Consider the following 14303-nt stretch of genomic DNA (forward strand, 5'->3'; position numbering starts at 1 on the left):
ACAAACTATGTAAAAAACCGTATTGCAGGATATCCTGTCCCCATACAGTACGTGCATTGGATGAACTCACGTTGAGTGCCAACACGCGCACCATAAAATAGAATCACCTGATCAAAAAGCGACCATCTGAACTTAAGCCACTTATCATTGACAAGCTGAAGTTAATTAGGACTTGAGAACAGGAAAATTTCTTAGGGGAAGTATATCTGACTGAACAAACTTGTTTGAACGACACAGCATCGATGGTATTTGAGAATGGTAAAGTATCCTCAGATATTAGCTTATAAAAGTATCTAGCTGTGATCACATCAGAAAAAGAGGTACAGCACAAAGCAGTCAGTCGCAATGACCATACTCAGACAACAGCAAAACACAAAAAAACTCCCTCAATAAAATGTAGATTAATGGCACTTTATGGAACAGCTAAACAATTTACTTCTCATATTAATAACCATATTACGAAAGAAGTTGTCATTGGCAAGAACTTTATTAAACTGAAAAAATGGACTTGGGACTTGCGTATCTTTCCCAATTTAACCAGTAAAAAAATATATAATGGCATGGTGCAGAGGATAGAAAACAGGGCACAACCCTGTCATCTGTCCCCTGTTTTTTATGACCATCCGCTGGAAAAACCAAAAGTCTCCCAGTCCAAATGGTCGTATGCTGAATTAGATGGCTTCATCCACTATAAAGTAGTCATGAATAATTCTTCAGCTATAAGAGTGGATGCAGACTGTAGCAGTCAATCTTATCCTTGTGCGGGACATACAAACAAAGACAGTTGTCCCGAACCTTGGATTAACGGTTTACTGTGGTGGAAGTCGTGGATCGCAGCTATGTGCAGATTTGGTTGGAGGGCAAAATGTGGCAATGAAAACGTTGTTACTCCGGCAAGACGCAAGTCAAACGGAAATTATTGTAACAACCTACCCCCTGAAAATCTCTCTATTCCGGGGCAACAAAATCATAGTCTCTCCTTGCAGGGGGAAGCGTAGAGGGGTGCATTGGATTTTGAAACGAAAACAAAAAAGCGTTCAAGCTTTTGAAACCCAGAGTGGAGTTTAGATAGAATTCTCCAGAAAATCTACTACTTATTAGGGTTAGTTGTAGAAAAGAGAACTTTAGTCAAGATGGTATGCTACTGTCTTTTTCGAGTAAAGTCTCCAAATTTAAGATGCAATAAATCGTGCCCTGCTGTGAAGTTTTTTTACGCTGGTTTGTACAAGACTGCCGCTCATGCTCAAAGTTTGTGGGTTTAGCCTTATGTCTGACCTTCCTTTCACTTTAGATCAGTTACGTATTCTCAAAGCGATCGCCGCAGAAGGAAGCTTCAAGCGTGCCGCTGATAGCCTTTATGTATCCCAGCCTGCTGTTAGCTTGCAAGTGCAAAACCTAGAACGGCAGCTGGATGTTCCATTATTTGACCGTGGAGGACGTCGTGCACAACTAACCGAAGCTGGACATTTACTTCTGAGTTACGGTGAGAAAATCCTCAGCCTGTGTCAGGAAACTTGCCGCGCTATTGAGGATTTGCAAAATCTCCAAGGCGGTACTTTGATTATTGGTGCTTCTCAAACCACCGGCACCTATCTTTTACCCCGGATGATTGGGATGTTCCGACAAAAATATCCAGATGTGGCAGTGCAATTGCACGTGCACTCCACCCGCAGAACCACTTGGAGTGTAGCTAACGGACAGGTGGATTTGGCAATCATCGGTGGCGAAATTCCTGGTGAACTCGCGGAATCTTTGGATATTATTCCATATGCCGAAGATGAACTGTCACTTATTATACCTGTAGTCCATCCCTTTGCCAAACTTGAAACGATTCAAAGAGAAGACCTATATAAATTAGAGTTCATCGCTCTCGATTCTCAATCTACTATCCGCAAGGTCATTGACCAAGTACTATCACGCTGTGACATTGACACGCGGCGTTTTAAAATCGAAATGGAACTAAACTCCATAGAAGCTATAAAAAATGCCGTGCAATCCGGTTTGGGGGCTGCCTTTGTCTCGACTTCGGCAATAGCTAAAGAGTTACAAATGGGGGTGCTACACAGTGCTCCCATTGAAGGTGTGATAGTCAAGCGGATGCTAAACCTGGTTTTTAATCCTAATCGTTACAGATCTAAGGCAGCAGAAGCGTTTAGTCGGGAAATTCTACCCCAGTTTACTGCACCAGGATGGAATCTAGAAATGTTAAAAACATCACGCAAACCCGTAATGGTTAGTACAGTGGATGTAGGAGCGCATAATTTTGACGACGATGATTAAGATGTAGTCATTAGTCATTGGTCATTAGTCATTAGGAGGCACTGCATTGGGGAGGACAGTGCCGGGGTGAGGCAGCGCTCTTGGTAGGCTTTCCCGACAGTCAGGCACCTGTCCGTTGAGGCAGTGGGTCCTTGCGGGTTTTCCGACAGTCCCGCAACTGCCGTCCCTTGTCCCTTGCGCGTGTCCCTTTGGGACGAGCGCGTCTTTGAACGCGAGTGCGGGCAAGGCAGGGCTATAGAGATACCCGAAAGGTGAGTAAGCGCGCTGCAGTCCTTGTCTCCCGACTGGCGCTCTTCCGTTAGACGTGCTACAGGCATACCCGTATCTCCTCCACCAGACGCTCTTGCAACGGCGCACGCGTGCCGCAAGCATAGGGCAATTCCTACAGAGGGAACTGGCATCCCCAGCGAACCAAGGGGAAAAACTTCCCCTTGAGGACTCATCCCCAGAGGAAACCCCTCGCTCCCCCATTGTTCGCGTGCCTCCTGTACAAGAGCAATGCTTACGCTGTAGCTGTGGTGGGCAGCTGCAGCAGGAGGCGCACAAGTGATGTTTATTAGTTAAGCGCTCTTGACTATTGACTATTGAGTGTTGAGTATGGAATTTGAGTATTGAGTGTTGAGTATGGAAATTTATTGTACTCGTCCACGCTGCCCCCGCCCACAAAATTATTTTTCAGATTTAGATGATCATGGGACCATCAGAACAGTGCAGCAGAAATACTGTACTGCTTGCGGAATGCCGCTGATGTTAGACGGACGCTATTTGCCGATAAAGCTTTTAGGACGAGGCGGATTTGGAGCAGCGTTTTTGGCACGCGATCGCCGTACCCCAGGAATGCGCCAATGTGTAGTGAAGCAGTTTCAACCTGCGGGAGATTTAAGTCCAACTCAATTACAACTAGCACAAGATCTATTTGAACGAGAGGCAGTCGTCTTAGAGCAAATTGGACGCCAACATGAGCAAATTCCAGACTTATACGCTTTCTTTCCAGTTATCATTCCCAGCTTACAAGCAGGAGAGCAAGACCAGTTCTTTTATTTAGTACAAGAATATATTGACGGACAAAACTTAGAGGAAGAATTAGCCCAAAAAGGCAAGTATTCAGAACAAGAAGTTTTAGAAATTCTGCAAGAAATTCTCAAAATACTCAAGTTTGTTCATCAAAAAAATATTATCCACAGAGACATCAAACCTTCCAACATCATGCGCGATCGCTATGGCAAACTTTTCTTGCTAGATTTTGGCGCAGTTAAACTGGTTACAAACGCTCCCATTGGTGCATCTGCTCCTTCCACTAATATATATTCTATGGGATTTGCTCCCCCCGAACAAATGTCCGGAGGTCAAGTATTTCCATCTACAGATTTGTACGCTTTGGCTGTGACAATCCTGATGTTATTAACGGGCGAAACAGAGATAACTCAACTGTTCGATGCGTATAGTAACCAGTGGAAATGGCGGGGTCATGTGAGTGTCAGCCCACACCTTGCTGATATTTTAGATAAGATGCTTTTAAGCGCGGCTAATCAACGCTATCAGTCGGCGCAGGAGGTTCTAGATGCCCTCAATGTATCTCAAAACCATATACCTTCTACATACATAAATCCCCGTCAGCCTTCTGTCACCCCACAACCACAATCACAGCAAACACAGACTCAACCCCCAGTACAAAAGCAATCCGTTTCTGCGACTGGGCCTGTTAAACAACAATTTTCTTTAATTAAATTATTAGCTAGAGCAGCGTTTAGTGGGTTTGAAGGAGCATTGATAACAATTGGTCTTTCAACAATACTACCATCGCCAGTCATCACTTTGGCTGCTGCTTGTGTCATTTTATCAGGGTTAATTTATGCCCAATGGAAGCGATGGATTGGAGGATCTGATTTATTAATTTTTCCTGCAATCACTTTAGGGATTGTCTTATTCTTGTTACGGGTACGGGGCGGTTTTACCATTGAGGAAGTTATTATTTTGTCTGTTGCGGCGGCATTAATGGCGATCGCAGCCACAGCACTATTTCGTCTTATTTACAAATTGTTATCTCTGCTGCTATAAACACCATTCGGTGCTAATACCCATTTATGTCTGATAAAAACGAAACGCTTAGCCTTTTCCTAGCCATCGTTATAACGCTTGGCTTAACCTTTGCTGGCTTATGGTTTCTTATAGAACGCTGGGCTAAAATAAGTAATACAAACCAAGTTAATTCTACTCCTGTTGTCAATCCTTCGGTAAATAATAATCCAGCTAATAGCTCTGCTATTCTAAATTCTACGACAACAAGTTGTAGTATACCAAATCTACCAACGGGGACATTCAACTACGGTGGTAGTACAACATGGGCACCTATCCGTAGAGACTTAGACCCACTGCTTCAAAGCATCTGCCCTCAGTTTACTTTACGTTACGTTCAACCTCCTGTTGAAAAACCAGGTTCTGGCACTGGTATTCGGATGTTGGTAGATAATCAACTCGCTTTTTCTCAATCTTCTCGCTCAATTCAGGGTGAAGAAAACCAAAAAGCACTACAGAAAGGATTTAGTCTTAAAGAAATTCCAGTGGCAATTGATGGTATTGCGATCGCCGTCAACCCAAACCTTAACATTCCTGGTTTAACTGTCTCCCAGATCAAAGACATTTACACTGGCAAGATAACTAACTGGCAAGAAGTGGGTGGTTCAGATCTACCAATTATACCATACACTCGCAGCAAAGAAGCTGGCGGTACAGTAGAGTTTTTTATCGAAAATATTTTAAACAAAGAGAACCTTGGTAATAACGTAAGTTATGTTAGTACGACTACTGAAGCTCTGAGAAAACTGGCTTCGAGTCCTGGTGGAATTTACTATGCTTCTGCACCAGAGGTTGTGCCCCAATGCACAGTTAAGTCCCTACCAGTGGGGCGTATTTCGGGGCAATTTGTCCCTCCCTACCAAGAACCCTTCATACCTCTGTCTGAATGTCCCGGCAAGCAGAATCAGTTGAATGCTCTGGCATTTCGTACTGGGGACTACCCAATTACCCGTAATTTGTTTGTGATTTTAAAACAAAATGGTCAAACAGAGCAGCAAGCAGGGGATGCTTATGCAAATTGGCTGCTGACACCTCAAGGTCAAGAACTGATTCAAAAGGCTGGATTTGTCAGAATTAAGTGATATGGAAGAATTCAGGAGTCGTGACGTCAGTCGTCAGAAGTAAAAACAGTCCGCAGCGTATGCGCAAAGCGCACGCCCAGAGCGGCTCAAGCGCAGGGGGCAAGGGGCATACGAAATTAAATTATGTGTATTTACTTACACAATTGATTAAGAAAAAATTCTCTGTGCTTTACGACTGAAGGCTGAGAATTTCTTTTTTGGTGCAGCCTAATACAATTCTTTCCTGCAGCTGAAGCACTGAGGGGAAATCTAATAATTATTAGCAAATTTACAATATAAAATTATGACGTCAGATCAAATAAGTTTATTGCTTCAACTTCAACTTCGCCAGACGCTTGCTTTGGAAAAAATGTCCGATGCTCTAGAGCGTCTCAAAGAGGGAAAATTGGCTATTCCTAATAAAAATGTTGGTCCAGTTTCCAAAGCTTACGCACCGCCATACGAAATTCAGATCGGAGCAAGAATTAAAGTTATCAACGAAAAACTCTTTGGTGAAACTAAAGAAGGAATTGTGACTGACGTGCGGCGCGGAGGAACCTCCTGGCTTGTCCAAGTGAATGTTGAGGGAATGACAAGAGTGGTTCGACCTTGGGATGTTGAGGTATTGCCTTAATTGGCATAGTTGAGTCAGTGCGATACGTTAAGCGTATCGCGCTTGGGGGTGGTGGTATTAACAGATTTTTAAGTTATTTTGGTTTTGGAACTGGAGAGGGATCGCTAAAGATAGTCTTTCGCTGCTCATCGCCAAAAATTGCCCCTCGCTGCTTTAGGTCGCGCTTGGTATCCTCTGTAAGACCTTTACTCCGTCCAAATAAGGCATTCATAACGATAGCACCGCTCAGGTCGGCACCGCTCAGGTCGGCATCGCTCAGGTCGGCATCGCTCAGGTTGGCACCGCTCAGGTTGGCATCGCTCAGATCCGCAAGGTTCAGATCCGCAAGGTTCAGGTTGGCACCGATCAGGTTGGCATCGCTCAGATCGGCACGGCTCAGGTTGGCACGGCTCAGGTTGGCATCGCTCAGGTTGGCACGGCTCAGGTTGGCACGGCTCAGGTTGGCACGGCTTAGGTCGGCATTACTTAAATCAAGATTTACAGCTGCGTGATTAACAATTTCCCAAATTAAACGCCACTTGCGATCAATCCGCGTTTCCTTGTTAATAATTGCACCCTTTAGGTAAGCAAGGCTGAGGTTGGCACCGCTGAGGTTGGCACCGCTGAGGTTGGCACCGCTGAGGTTGGCATTGCTCAGGTAGGCAGCGATCAGGTTGGCACCGCTGAGGTTGGCACTGCTCAGGTTGGCAGCGATCAGGTTGGCAGCGATCAGGTTGGCACCGCTCAGGTTGGCACCGCTGAGGTTGGCACCGCTCAGGTTGGCACCGCTGAGGTTGGCACCGCTCAGGTTGGCATCGCTCAGGTTGGCACCGCTCAGGTTGGCATTACTTAAATCTCGACCTATAGCTCCGTGATTAACAATCTTCCAAATTAAACGCCACTTGCCATCAATCCGTGTTTCCTTGTTAATAATTGCACCCTTTAGGTAAGCAAGGCTCAGGTTGGCACCGCTCAGGTTAGCACCACTCAAGTCAGCACCACTTAAGTCAGCTTCACTTAAGTCAGCACCACTTAAGTGAGCTTCACTTAAGTCAACATCGCTCAAGTCAACATCGCTCAAGTCAACATCGCTCAAGTCAACATCGCTCAAGTCAGCACCTCTCAAATTTCGACCCTTAACTGGCTGACTAACAATCTCTTGCACTAGACGCCATTTCTCATCTAATTCGTTACTTTCGTCATCATCTGAAATTTCGCTCAAAATTTGAGCATCCTCAACAGGAAAACCGTTTACTTCTGTTAGTTCTCCTGATTCAAACTGAGATACAAGCCGTTTGATATCTTCTTGAGAACCTTCTACAATTAATCTGATGCTGCCTTCTTGAATATCAGTAATTGTTATAGTGTCTCCTGAATGTTCTTGTAAAAACAATTGAATAATTTTGAAGTTGAAAACTGAATTGATATCGCCTTTTAATATAATTTCAGCTTTAAAAAGTTTGCTATGTTTATCTATTACAGTTACTTTACGGTGAAGTGTTTGCATTTGCCCCACCTCCTCATTAATTTCTAAGCTACTCCTATATTTTCTTTCTATTCGCTCAGATTGTTCTTCTTCTGCTATGTCTATCCACTTCAGTTTCAATGCCTCACATATTCTTTTAAAGGAATCAAGCTGAATTGGTTCACGCTGAAAAAATTTTGTAACTGTATTACGAGCTAATAATTGAGATTTTGCAAAGTTACTTTTTGAATCAAATCCTAGCCTTATTAAAGCATTTTCTGCTCTCTCTACACCTTGTGGAGACGCGATGATAGTTATTTTCTTCTTTTTTCTGTTTTGGCTAGGATCTGTCATAGTTTGACCAGAGTTTTTTTAAGCGAAGGAAGAAGATGCAAGAAACAAGGAAGAAGACCAACTTCTATCTTCCTTGTTCCTTCTGACTTCTTCCATGTTAAAGGCGATTGCCTACGGCAGAGCTAGCCCCTAAGGGGCCGCTACGCAAACGCTTAACGCTTGTGCAATCAAAAGTAGCGCATAAGACAATCATAGAAAGGTCACAGGTGATGAACAACACAATCGTTGCGTAGTCAAGATTACAGGCGTTTGGCTGCACATTAGAAGTATGAAGTTTATTTGCTCTGCGAAATCTATGAATCATAAGCCAACCCCTCACTCTGACTCTCCGATAGAACTAAGTATTGCTCGTGAACGCCTGCGACAAGCACGTTATAGTTTTAATCTTGCAATAATTTCTACCGCAGTGTCTGCTTTTATTAGTCTTACAGGTGCTGGGCTTCTGCTGACAGGAAAAGCGAATGAAGGTGCAGTGACTGCTGCTTGTGGAATGATTGCGAGTGTCCGATGTGTTGAACTTGCTAAAGATGCTAATGACAGACTTGATGAAATTTGATCTGTAATGTGATTGCCCCTGAGAAATTCTGACTTTGCTATAGGTCAATACAGTTCAGTTAAGGATTATTGCTAACCATTCCACGTATGTAGAAACGTTGCATGCAACGTCTCTACATTGCAGTCCTGATAACGGTTTTGCTCTTATCTAAACTGTATTATGCTACAGGTAAAGACGAACAGAGTCACTTACCTGTAGCAGGTTTAGTTGAATATTTTTGCTTAGGAAATGCTCGACTGTGCGCACCGCTGCACCCAGAAGTAGCGACAGTACCCCTTGATTTACTTGGTCTTGGTTATTTTTCAGATGAAATAATATGAATATCAGTTTGGTGAAGCGATCGCATCAGTTGGTGAATCAAAGACTCTGTAAATATCATTTGCCATTTTGAGCGACGAGTTTGACCCAATACTACCTGAGTAATTCGGTATGATTTTGCAACACGAGCAATTTCTTGTGCTACGTTTTGACCAGAGACTTGCAAAAACTCACCCTTAAACTCTTGGCAGATTTGCTTGCAAGTTTCAACATGCAGTGCTTCTACTTTTGTCAGAAAATGGTCTGGATTGTTTACAAACAGAACGTAGAACGGTGCGTTCATATAATCAGCAAATATAGCTCCGCGTCGAATCAATCGCACAGAGTTTGGCTCACAAGAAATGCAAACCAGAATTCGTTCGTGGATACAGTAGACATTTGCGCTGAGAGCTTTAGCGTGAGAGTTTAGTCGAGCAGCTTGCTGAATCTCTTTCTTTTCTATGTTATCAGCTACCTGCCGCAGCGCTAGTTCTCGCAGAGCTACCAAGTTGGAACGCCGGAAGAAGTTTTGTATGGATGGCTCGATTTTTCTTGTTGGATAAATTTTACCTTCCAACAATCGCTCTTCTAATGTTTCTGGTGTTACATCCACAACAACGACTTGGTCTGCAGCTTCCAGTAAACTGTCTGGAATAAGCTCCTGTACAACGATACCCGTCATCTGGGTGACTTGATGGCACAGACTCTCTAAGTGTTGTATGTTGACAGTAGAAAAAACATCAATACCTGCCGCCAAAATTGTCTCCACATCCTGGTACCGTCTGTTGCGCTCTGCTCCAGGAATGTTAATGTGTGCTAGTTCATCAACTAAAACAAGCTGAGGTTGGCGGGCAATGATCGCATCAGTATTCATCTCGGTGAAGATTAACCCGCCCTGTTCTATCTTGCTTGGTGGAATGACTTCTAAACCTTGTGTTTTAGCATCTGTTTCTGGGCGATCATGAGTTTCCAGCCATCCAAGAACAACATCTATACCATCTTTTTTTTGTCGGCATGCTTCATCTAGCATCCTGTAGGTTTTCCCAACACCAGGAGCCATACCAATAAAAATCTTGTGCTTGCCGCGACGAGGTGGACGTAAGTAGGTACTGTTAGAGCAAACAGTATAAGAACTGTACATTATCTGCGCATTAACATTGCTACACACCATCTTACAGTGTTGGGAGCACAAAGCCCACTCCTTCTAGGTGTGGGATGAATGCGTTGCACCGTCGGTGCAGTCTAAATACCTAAGAAAAATTGGCGTTGGTGAATTGAAGTATGAAATTCAAAAATCCAAAATCTCAAACTCTTACTCTCTGCGCCTGGTGCGTCTCTGCCCGAGAGAAATTCATACCTATATTCAGCAATGCCCAAATCTTTTCTTCTCAAGATAGCTTATAGATCAAATCCATATCTCTAAATAGATAGAGTTTATTTTAGATACTAAACATCTATATAATTTAATATATAGCATATTTGATCTTAAAATCTATCTGGAATGGCATCATTTTTTGATAAAAAAGTTACATAATAATAACATGAAAGTTTAAAAACACTTTTTTTAGTGTTTGGGTTTGTGTTTCAAGAAAAAGATTTTATTGAGCCGAGTCTAATTGGTGTTTTCATTGAACCCAATAGTACTCTATGCGGCGTTTTTTTACCGATATTCAGTTACCGGAAAAATGTGTTTTCTTGGGATTTTTCAGAGAAGAAAAAGTCATTCCAGCAACAGAAAATCCCACGATTTCTTTTGGAGACGAGATATTAGCAGTTGCTATTCATCCAATGATGACTCCTGCTCTGAAAGTCGCTCTTAAAAGAACCCATCCCATTTACTATTCGCTCAATCAAACATGTTTACTTGAAGCGAAGCCTGGACTCAGCCAAGCTTCTAGTTCATGATTTTAGAAACTTAAACTCTTTTAGCAATTCAATTTTTGTAAAAGTGTAGCCACCTAATATTCTTTAATGACTCGATTTTAAAAAATTCTTGATATTATGATTCCGTTGTTACGTTTAATTATCCCTGGGGCGATCGCCCTTATTCCCTCCCTGGTTAGCCAAGGTAATGACTTTGTTCAACAATACACGATTCAACAGCTTCAAGAAACAAGGAAATGTTTTAACTGTGATCTATCAGGAATGAACTTGTCGGGGGCAAACCTAGAAGGAGTTGATCTGCGCTCAACTAACCTTCAAGCAGTTAATTTAAAGAACGCCAATCTCCGGTATGCAAATTTGGAGTGGGTTGATCTTCGCGAAGCAAATTTGCAAGGAGCGGATCTCACTGGAGCAAACCTCAAGAGTACATTACTCGTTGGTGCTGATTTGCAGCGGACAAATCTAGAAGCATCTAAGCTAAATAGAACTGATTTCAGGAATGCCAATCTCAGCGGTGCAAATCTTGCGAAAGCTTCAAGAACTGACGACATCCAAAATAATCGCTCTGTCACTTTATGCGAAACAATACTGCCAGATGGAATGACATCGGGTCGAAACTGCCAGGGGTTGGCGACTGGTTCGTCCACATTATCAAATTAACCTGTTCTACTATCTTTTGGTCAAAGTGTTACCAGTACCTGTGTAGCTGTGTGCTGGTTTCACGCTTTCCTATCTGACTACTTACAACGGTTTTCATATGAATAGACCACAAATCGTAGGGTGGGCATTGCTCACAAAAGCCTACGTGATAGATATTTGAGATATTGATGAGCAATGCCCACCTTACAGAAAACCGCTCTAATAAACCTCTTACAAAAGTGAGATTTTACAAAATTATTTTCCCAGTGAAGCCTTCCCAACTTTTGCAACAAGTTTAATACATTAACCTTAAAGCTTCATTTTCCATATCTTTTCTAAAGTTTCAATTTGCTGTTTCCTTTGAGAAGGAACCGTCTCGTCAATTTCAGGCCTTATGTTCTGTATCTTTTGTAAAGTTTCAAATGCTTTAAGGATTTCAGCCTTTCGTTTGGGACGCAGCTTTTGATACCTTTTATACTGAAGTAAACATCCCAAGATAAAGCCGAGCAACACGAAAGTTAGGAAAAATCCTAAAAGATAGTCTATATTATTGTAAGTTTCCTTGTTAAAGTTTGATTGACTCGCCCCAGTTGTCTGAGAAATGCTTGCAACGTAAAGGGATTGCGCACTCAAAGTGGAAAGTTTGTAAATAATTTGCACATCAACGTTGATAAGAGTCATCTCACTTTCGTCCTCAAGTTTTCTACTTTCCAAGTAGGATTCGTCAAATGTGATTGAATTCCGGTGACGCAAGCAATAATTAAAAAAGCAACGTAAGTAACAGTAATTGCTGTAAAAATCCTCCAGAGTATATTACGTAAAACTGCTTGATCTCTTTGATTTCCAAGAGTTGGTGTAGCAGCCTCCGCTAGACACGGATGTAGAAATGTAGCTACTTTTCGGGCAATATTTTTTGCTTCCATTTTGCCGCTCAAGTAATACCAAGCTTGAGTCTGGGGGTCAAAAATTCTGACAGAATCGATGGAGTGAATATTTAGTGCTGTAGCATATGGGATTATTGAAGCAGGTAGATCTTCTTTAAGACTAAACCCGAAGTAAAAATCGTCATTGTCTGTGCTTGTTCTTTCAGGTGGTTTTGATGGAAAAACAACCTGTTTTGGCAAATCATTCAAGTCTGCCAGAACCTCTTTTGCAGATTGATAGCGTTGTTTGGTTGCTCTTTGTAGCAACTTGCATAAAACCTGCTCTAGAGAAGAGCTAATTGGTGTAGTCAAATATGAGCGCCATATCCAAGCATCTTCATTACAATCATGCAGTTCAAATGGCGACATCAGTGTGAGCAAATGCAAGCAAGTGACACCCAGGCTGTAAAGATCGCTGGCAAAAACAGGTTTGCCCTTTACTTGCTCAGGTGCTGCGTATTCAGCACTACCAATAGTGGTTCCGGTTTGTTCAGGAATTATGTTGGCAGAATACTTCGCAACCCCGAAATCTACTAACATTAGTTGACCATAACTGCGGCTACGAATAATGTTTGTCGGTTTAATGTCGCGGTGAATTACCTGATGATCATGAACAAACTGCAAAACAGGTAATAACTCCAAGAGTAACTGCCGAATTTCAGCTTCATTGAATGCTCCCTGTTGCGCCAATTCCTCTTCCAAAGTTTCTCCGTCAATCCATTCTTGGACTAAATACTGCTGTCCATCCTGCTCAAAGGAGTCTAACAATTGGGGAATCTGGGGATGCTTACCAAGTTGTGCTAAAAGTACAGATTCCTGGTGAAATAGTTTTCTTGCTTTCTGGTGATGGTGTGTAGCTTGATGATTTGGAAATAATTGCTTGATGAGGCAGAATTCGTTTTCTACCTGACGATCTTCATCGACAGCGAGAAAAGTTTTACTAAATCCTCCTGTAGCAAGGGGTTTGAGGATATGGTAGCGGTTATTGAGCAGCGAATTATCCTGATTAAGGGAAGAAATGCTACCATCCTCCAAAGGCTGAAAGGATTTGTGGGTGGAGGGAAAACTGTCGCTCATAGAAATCGTGGTTGGTCAATTTTCATTTGCAAAGAATAAAGATAAGTACAGGGAACGGTTCTTTCCTAGACTTTCCATCCCCTGATGCTCTTATTTCTCTATCTTTCTCACGAAATTGAGGGTTTTAATACATCCAAAGCTAGATTCAGCTTCAACAGGTTGACTCCTGGTTCACCAAAGATGCCCAGAAAGCGACCATCAGTATTTTGACCAATCAAGGTTTCAAGCTGATTCGGCTGGAGTCCTCGCGCTTTTGCCACGCGTGCAATTTGCGCCCTAGCAGCTTCGGGGCTGATGTGCGGATCAAGACTGGAACCAGAGGTGTAGACTAAATCGGCAGTAGGTTGCACACCTGCTTTTTTGAGTCGATTGAGGTCACCTTCAGTTTGTTTTTTGGGGTCGGGGTCATTTTTGCCCTTAATACGACTGAGTAAGTCTGGATTACTGGGAGCCAAGTTGCTCGCACCAGAGACTCCAGTTTTGAGAACACCAGCTTCATCCTTTTTCGGGTCAGCAGTGCTGTAGCTGGTGGTGCTGGGGCGACTATTGAAGTAACGATCAGAAGTAAAAGGCTGACCAATTAATGCTGAACCAGTAACCTTACCCTGAGCATTTTTAAGTAAGCTGCCATTTGCCTGAAACGGGAACAAAATCTGCCCACAAGCAATCATTACAAATGGGTAAATGATAGCTGTAATCAGCCAAAGGACTATGGTAGAACGAACGGCTCTACCTGCATCACGTGCAAAACTCATCAGAATCTCTCCGGTACAAACATCACGAAAAACAGATAGATAGAAAGACCAACCGTCACCAGTCCTAACAGTCCTAATGCCCAAGCTTGGGTGGGGGAAAATGTTTCATTAGTGGCAGCGTAAACCACAGGCGCAACCACTAAGTTAAAACACATCCCGAAAAACAGATACAACGGCAGCTTTTGTCTCTTGGCAGAAGACCAGGTTTCAATCACTGCTTCAAACACAGAGTCAGAGATTTGGGGTGGTGGGATTGTAGGTTGTCTACGAAGGAGTTTCATGGGATTTTGTAGTAGTTAGTAAAGTTAATTGCACCAATCGGT

14 protein-coding genes and 2 pseudogenes are annotated in these 14303 nt (G+C 42.8%); 10 read left to right on the forward strand and 6 right to left on the reverse strand.

The window, feature by feature from the left end; all coding sequences use genetic code 11:
• Positions 1-404: 404 nt before the first annotated feature.
• From DP114_RS09985 to DP114_RS36255, 6 genes and pseudogenes are all read left to right on the forward strand, one after another.
• Positions 405-998, forward strand: a complete 594-nt coding sequence (locus DP114_RS09985; RefSeq protein ID WP_169267943.1) for a hypothetical protein — start codon at positions 405-407, stop codon at positions 996-998.
• 268 nt (positions 999-1266) lie between these two features.
• On the forward strand, positions 1267-2280 hold the full coding sequence (locus DP114_RS09990) for a LysR family transcriptional regulator (RefSeq protein WP_169267942.1): 1014 nt from the start codon (positions 1267-1269) through the stop codon (positions 2278-2280).
• Between the two features lie 624 nt (positions 2281-2904).
• Entirely contained in the window at positions 2905-4338 is a 1434-nt protein-coding gene (locus DP114_RS09995; protein ID WP_169267941.1) for a serine/threonine-protein kinase, read from the forward strand.
• 26 nt (positions 4339-4364) lie between these two features.
• Positions 4365-5438, forward strand: coding sequence for a PstS family phosphate ABC transporter substrate-binding protein (locus tag DP114_RS10000; RefSeq protein ID WP_171976009.1), 1074 nt, complete (start codon positions 4365-4367; stop codon positions 5436-5438).
• A 283-nt stretch (positions 5439-5721) separates the two neighbouring features.
• Positions 5722-6051, forward strand: coding sequence for a hypothetical protein (locus DP114_RS10005; RefSeq protein ID WP_171976010.1), 330 nt, complete (start codon positions 5722-5724; stop codon positions 6049-6051).
• Positions 6052-6068: 17 nt separating this feature from the next.
• Positions 6069-6341: pseudogene (locus DP114_RS36255) on the forward strand (hypothetical protein); the annotation flags it as partial.
• On the opposite strand, the pseudogene DP114_RS10010 reads toward DP114_RS36255, so the two are convergent.
• Positions 6260-7849 (reverse strand): annotated as a pseudogene (locus tag DP114_RS10010) (pentapeptide repeat-containing protein); the annotation flags it as partial. The pseudogenes DP114_RS36255 and DP114_RS10010 sit on opposite strands and share 82 nt — an antisense overlap.
• A gap of 295 nt (positions 7850-8144) precedes the next feature.
• On the opposite strand from DP114_RS10010, the gene DP114_RS10015 reads away from it, so the two are divergent.
• Positions 8145-8405 carry a TRADD-N-associated membrane domain-containing protein gene (locus DP114_RS10015; RefSeq protein ID WP_171976012.1) on the forward strand — a complete coding sequence of 87 codons (261 nt, stop codon included), beginning with the start codon at positions 8145-8147 and terminating at the stop codon, positions 8403-8405.
• Between the two features lie 101 nt (positions 8406-8506).
• A complete protein-coding gene (locus tag DP114_RS10020) occupies positions 8507-8725 on the forward strand; it encodes a hypothetical protein (protein WP_169266773.1) in 219 nt (72 codons plus the stop codon).
• On the opposite strand, the gene DP114_RS10025 is transcribed toward DP114_RS10020, so the two are convergent.
• Positions 8701-9843 carry a histidine kinase gene (locus tag DP114_RS10025; protein ID WP_171976013.1) on the reverse strand — a complete coding sequence of 381 codons (1143 nt, stop codon included), beginning with the start codon at positions 9841-9843 and terminating at the stop codon, positions 8701-8703. The two genes, DP114_RS10020 and DP114_RS10025, sit on opposite strands and share 25 nt — an antisense overlap.
• A 506-nt stretch (positions 9844-10349) precedes the next feature.
• Between DP114_RS10025 and DP114_RS10030 the strand changes: the two genes are divergently transcribed.
• Both DP114_RS10030 and DP114_RS10035 read left to right on the forward strand, forming a co-directional pair.
• Positions 10350-10607, forward strand: a complete 258-nt coding sequence (locus DP114_RS10030) for a hypothetical protein (protein WP_246163098.1) — start codon at positions 10350-10352, stop codon at positions 10605-10607.
• A 96-nt stretch (positions 10608-10703) separates the two neighbouring features.
• Positions 10704-11246 (forward strand): pentapeptide repeat-containing protein, encoded by a 543-nt coding sequence (locus DP114_RS10035; protein WP_169266771.1) that lies wholly within the window; start codon positions 10704-10706, stop codon positions 11244-11246.
• Between the two features lie 288 nt (positions 11247-11534).
• On the opposite strand, the gene DP114_RS10040 is transcribed toward DP114_RS10035, so the two are convergent.
• From DP114_RS10040 to DP114_RS10055, 4 genes are all read right to left on the reverse strand, one after another.
• Entirely contained in the window at positions 11535-11906 is a 372-nt protein-coding gene (locus DP114_RS10040; protein WP_171976014.1) for a hypothetical protein, read from the reverse strand.
• The gene (locus tag DP114_RS10045) at positions 11903-13225 is read right to left on the reverse strand and encodes a serine/threonine-protein kinase (RefSeq protein ID WP_171976015.1); all 1323 of its coding nucleotides are present in this window, start codon (positions 13223-13225) and stop codon (positions 11903-11905) included. The genes DP114_RS10040 and DP114_RS10045 overlap by 4 nt, the downstream gene beginning before the upstream one ends.
• Positions 13226-13332: 107 nt before the next feature.
• Positions 13333-13980, reverse strand: a complete 648-nt coding sequence (kdpC, locus tag DP114_RS10050) for a K(+)-transporting ATPase subunit C (protein WP_169266768.1) — start codon at positions 13978-13980, stop codon at positions 13333-13335.
• Entirely contained in the window at positions 13980-14261 is a 282-nt protein-coding gene (locus tag DP114_RS10055) for a potassium-transporting ATPase subunit F (RefSeq protein WP_171976016.1), read from the reverse strand. The genes kdpC and DP114_RS10055 overlap by 1 nt, the downstream gene beginning before the upstream one ends.
• Positions 14262-14303: the final 42 nt, after the last annotated feature.

Origin of the sequence: Brasilonema sennae CENA114 (genome assembly GCF_006968745.1) — a bacterium.
In the GTDB taxonomy this organism is placed as follows: Bacteria; Cyanobacteriota; Cyanobacteriia; order Cyanobacteriales; family Nostocaceae; genus Brasilonema; species Brasilonema sennae.

Coding starts and splice junctions, on each gene's coding strand:
- DP114_RS10030 (WP_246163098.1), top strand. CDS start 10,350: ATGCGGCGTTTTTTTACCGATATTCAGTTACCGGAAAAATGTGTTTTC.
- DP114_RS10035 (WP_169266771.1), top strand. CDS start 10,704: ATGATTCCGTTGTTACGTTTAATTATCCCTGGGGCGATCGCCCTTATT.
- DP114_RS10000 (WP_171976009.1), top strand. CDS start 4,365: ATGTCTGATAAAAACGAAACGCTTAGCCTTTTCCTAGCCATCGTTATA.
- DP114_RS09990 (WP_169267942.1), top strand. CDS start 1,267: ATGTCTGACCTTCCTTTCACTTTAGATCAGTTACGTATTCTCAAAGCG.
- DP114_RS09995 (WP_169267941.1), top strand. CDS start 2,905: ATGGAAATTTATTGTACTCGTCCACGCTGCCCCCGCCCACAAAATTAT.
- DP114_RS10025 (WP_171976013.1), bottom strand. CDS start 9,843: ATGTACAGTTCTTATACTGTTTGCTCTAACAGTACCTACTTACGTCCA.
- DP114_RS10045 (WP_171976015.1), bottom strand. CDS start 13,225: ATGAGCGACAGTTTTCCCTCCACCCACAAATCCTTTCAGCCTTTGGAG.
- DP114_RS10015 (WP_171976012.1), top strand. CDS start 8,145: ATGAATCATAAGCCAACCCCTCACTCTGACTCTCCGATAGAACTAAGT.
- DP114_RS10005 (WP_171976010.1), top strand. CDS start 5,722: ATGACGTCAGATCAAATAAGTTTATTGCTTCAACTTCAACTTCGCCAG.
- DP114_RS09985 (WP_169267943.1), top strand. CDS start 405: ATGGCACTTTATGGAACAGCTAAACAATTTACTTCTCATATTAATAAC.
- kdpC (WP_169266768.1), bottom strand. CDS start 13,980: ATGAGTTTTGCACGTGATGCAGGTAGAGCCGTTCGTTCTACCATAGTC.
- DP114_RS10020 (WP_169266773.1), top strand. CDS start 8,507: ATGCAACGTCTCTACATTGCAGTCCTGATAACGGTTTTGCTCTTATCT.
- DP114_RS10055 (WP_171976016.1), bottom strand. CDS start 14,261: ATGAAACTCCTTCGTAGACAACCTACAATCCCACCACCCCAAATCTCT.
- DP114_RS10040 (WP_171976014.1), bottom strand. CDS start 11,906: ATGACTCTTATCAACGTTGATGTGCAAATTATTTACAAACTTTCCACT.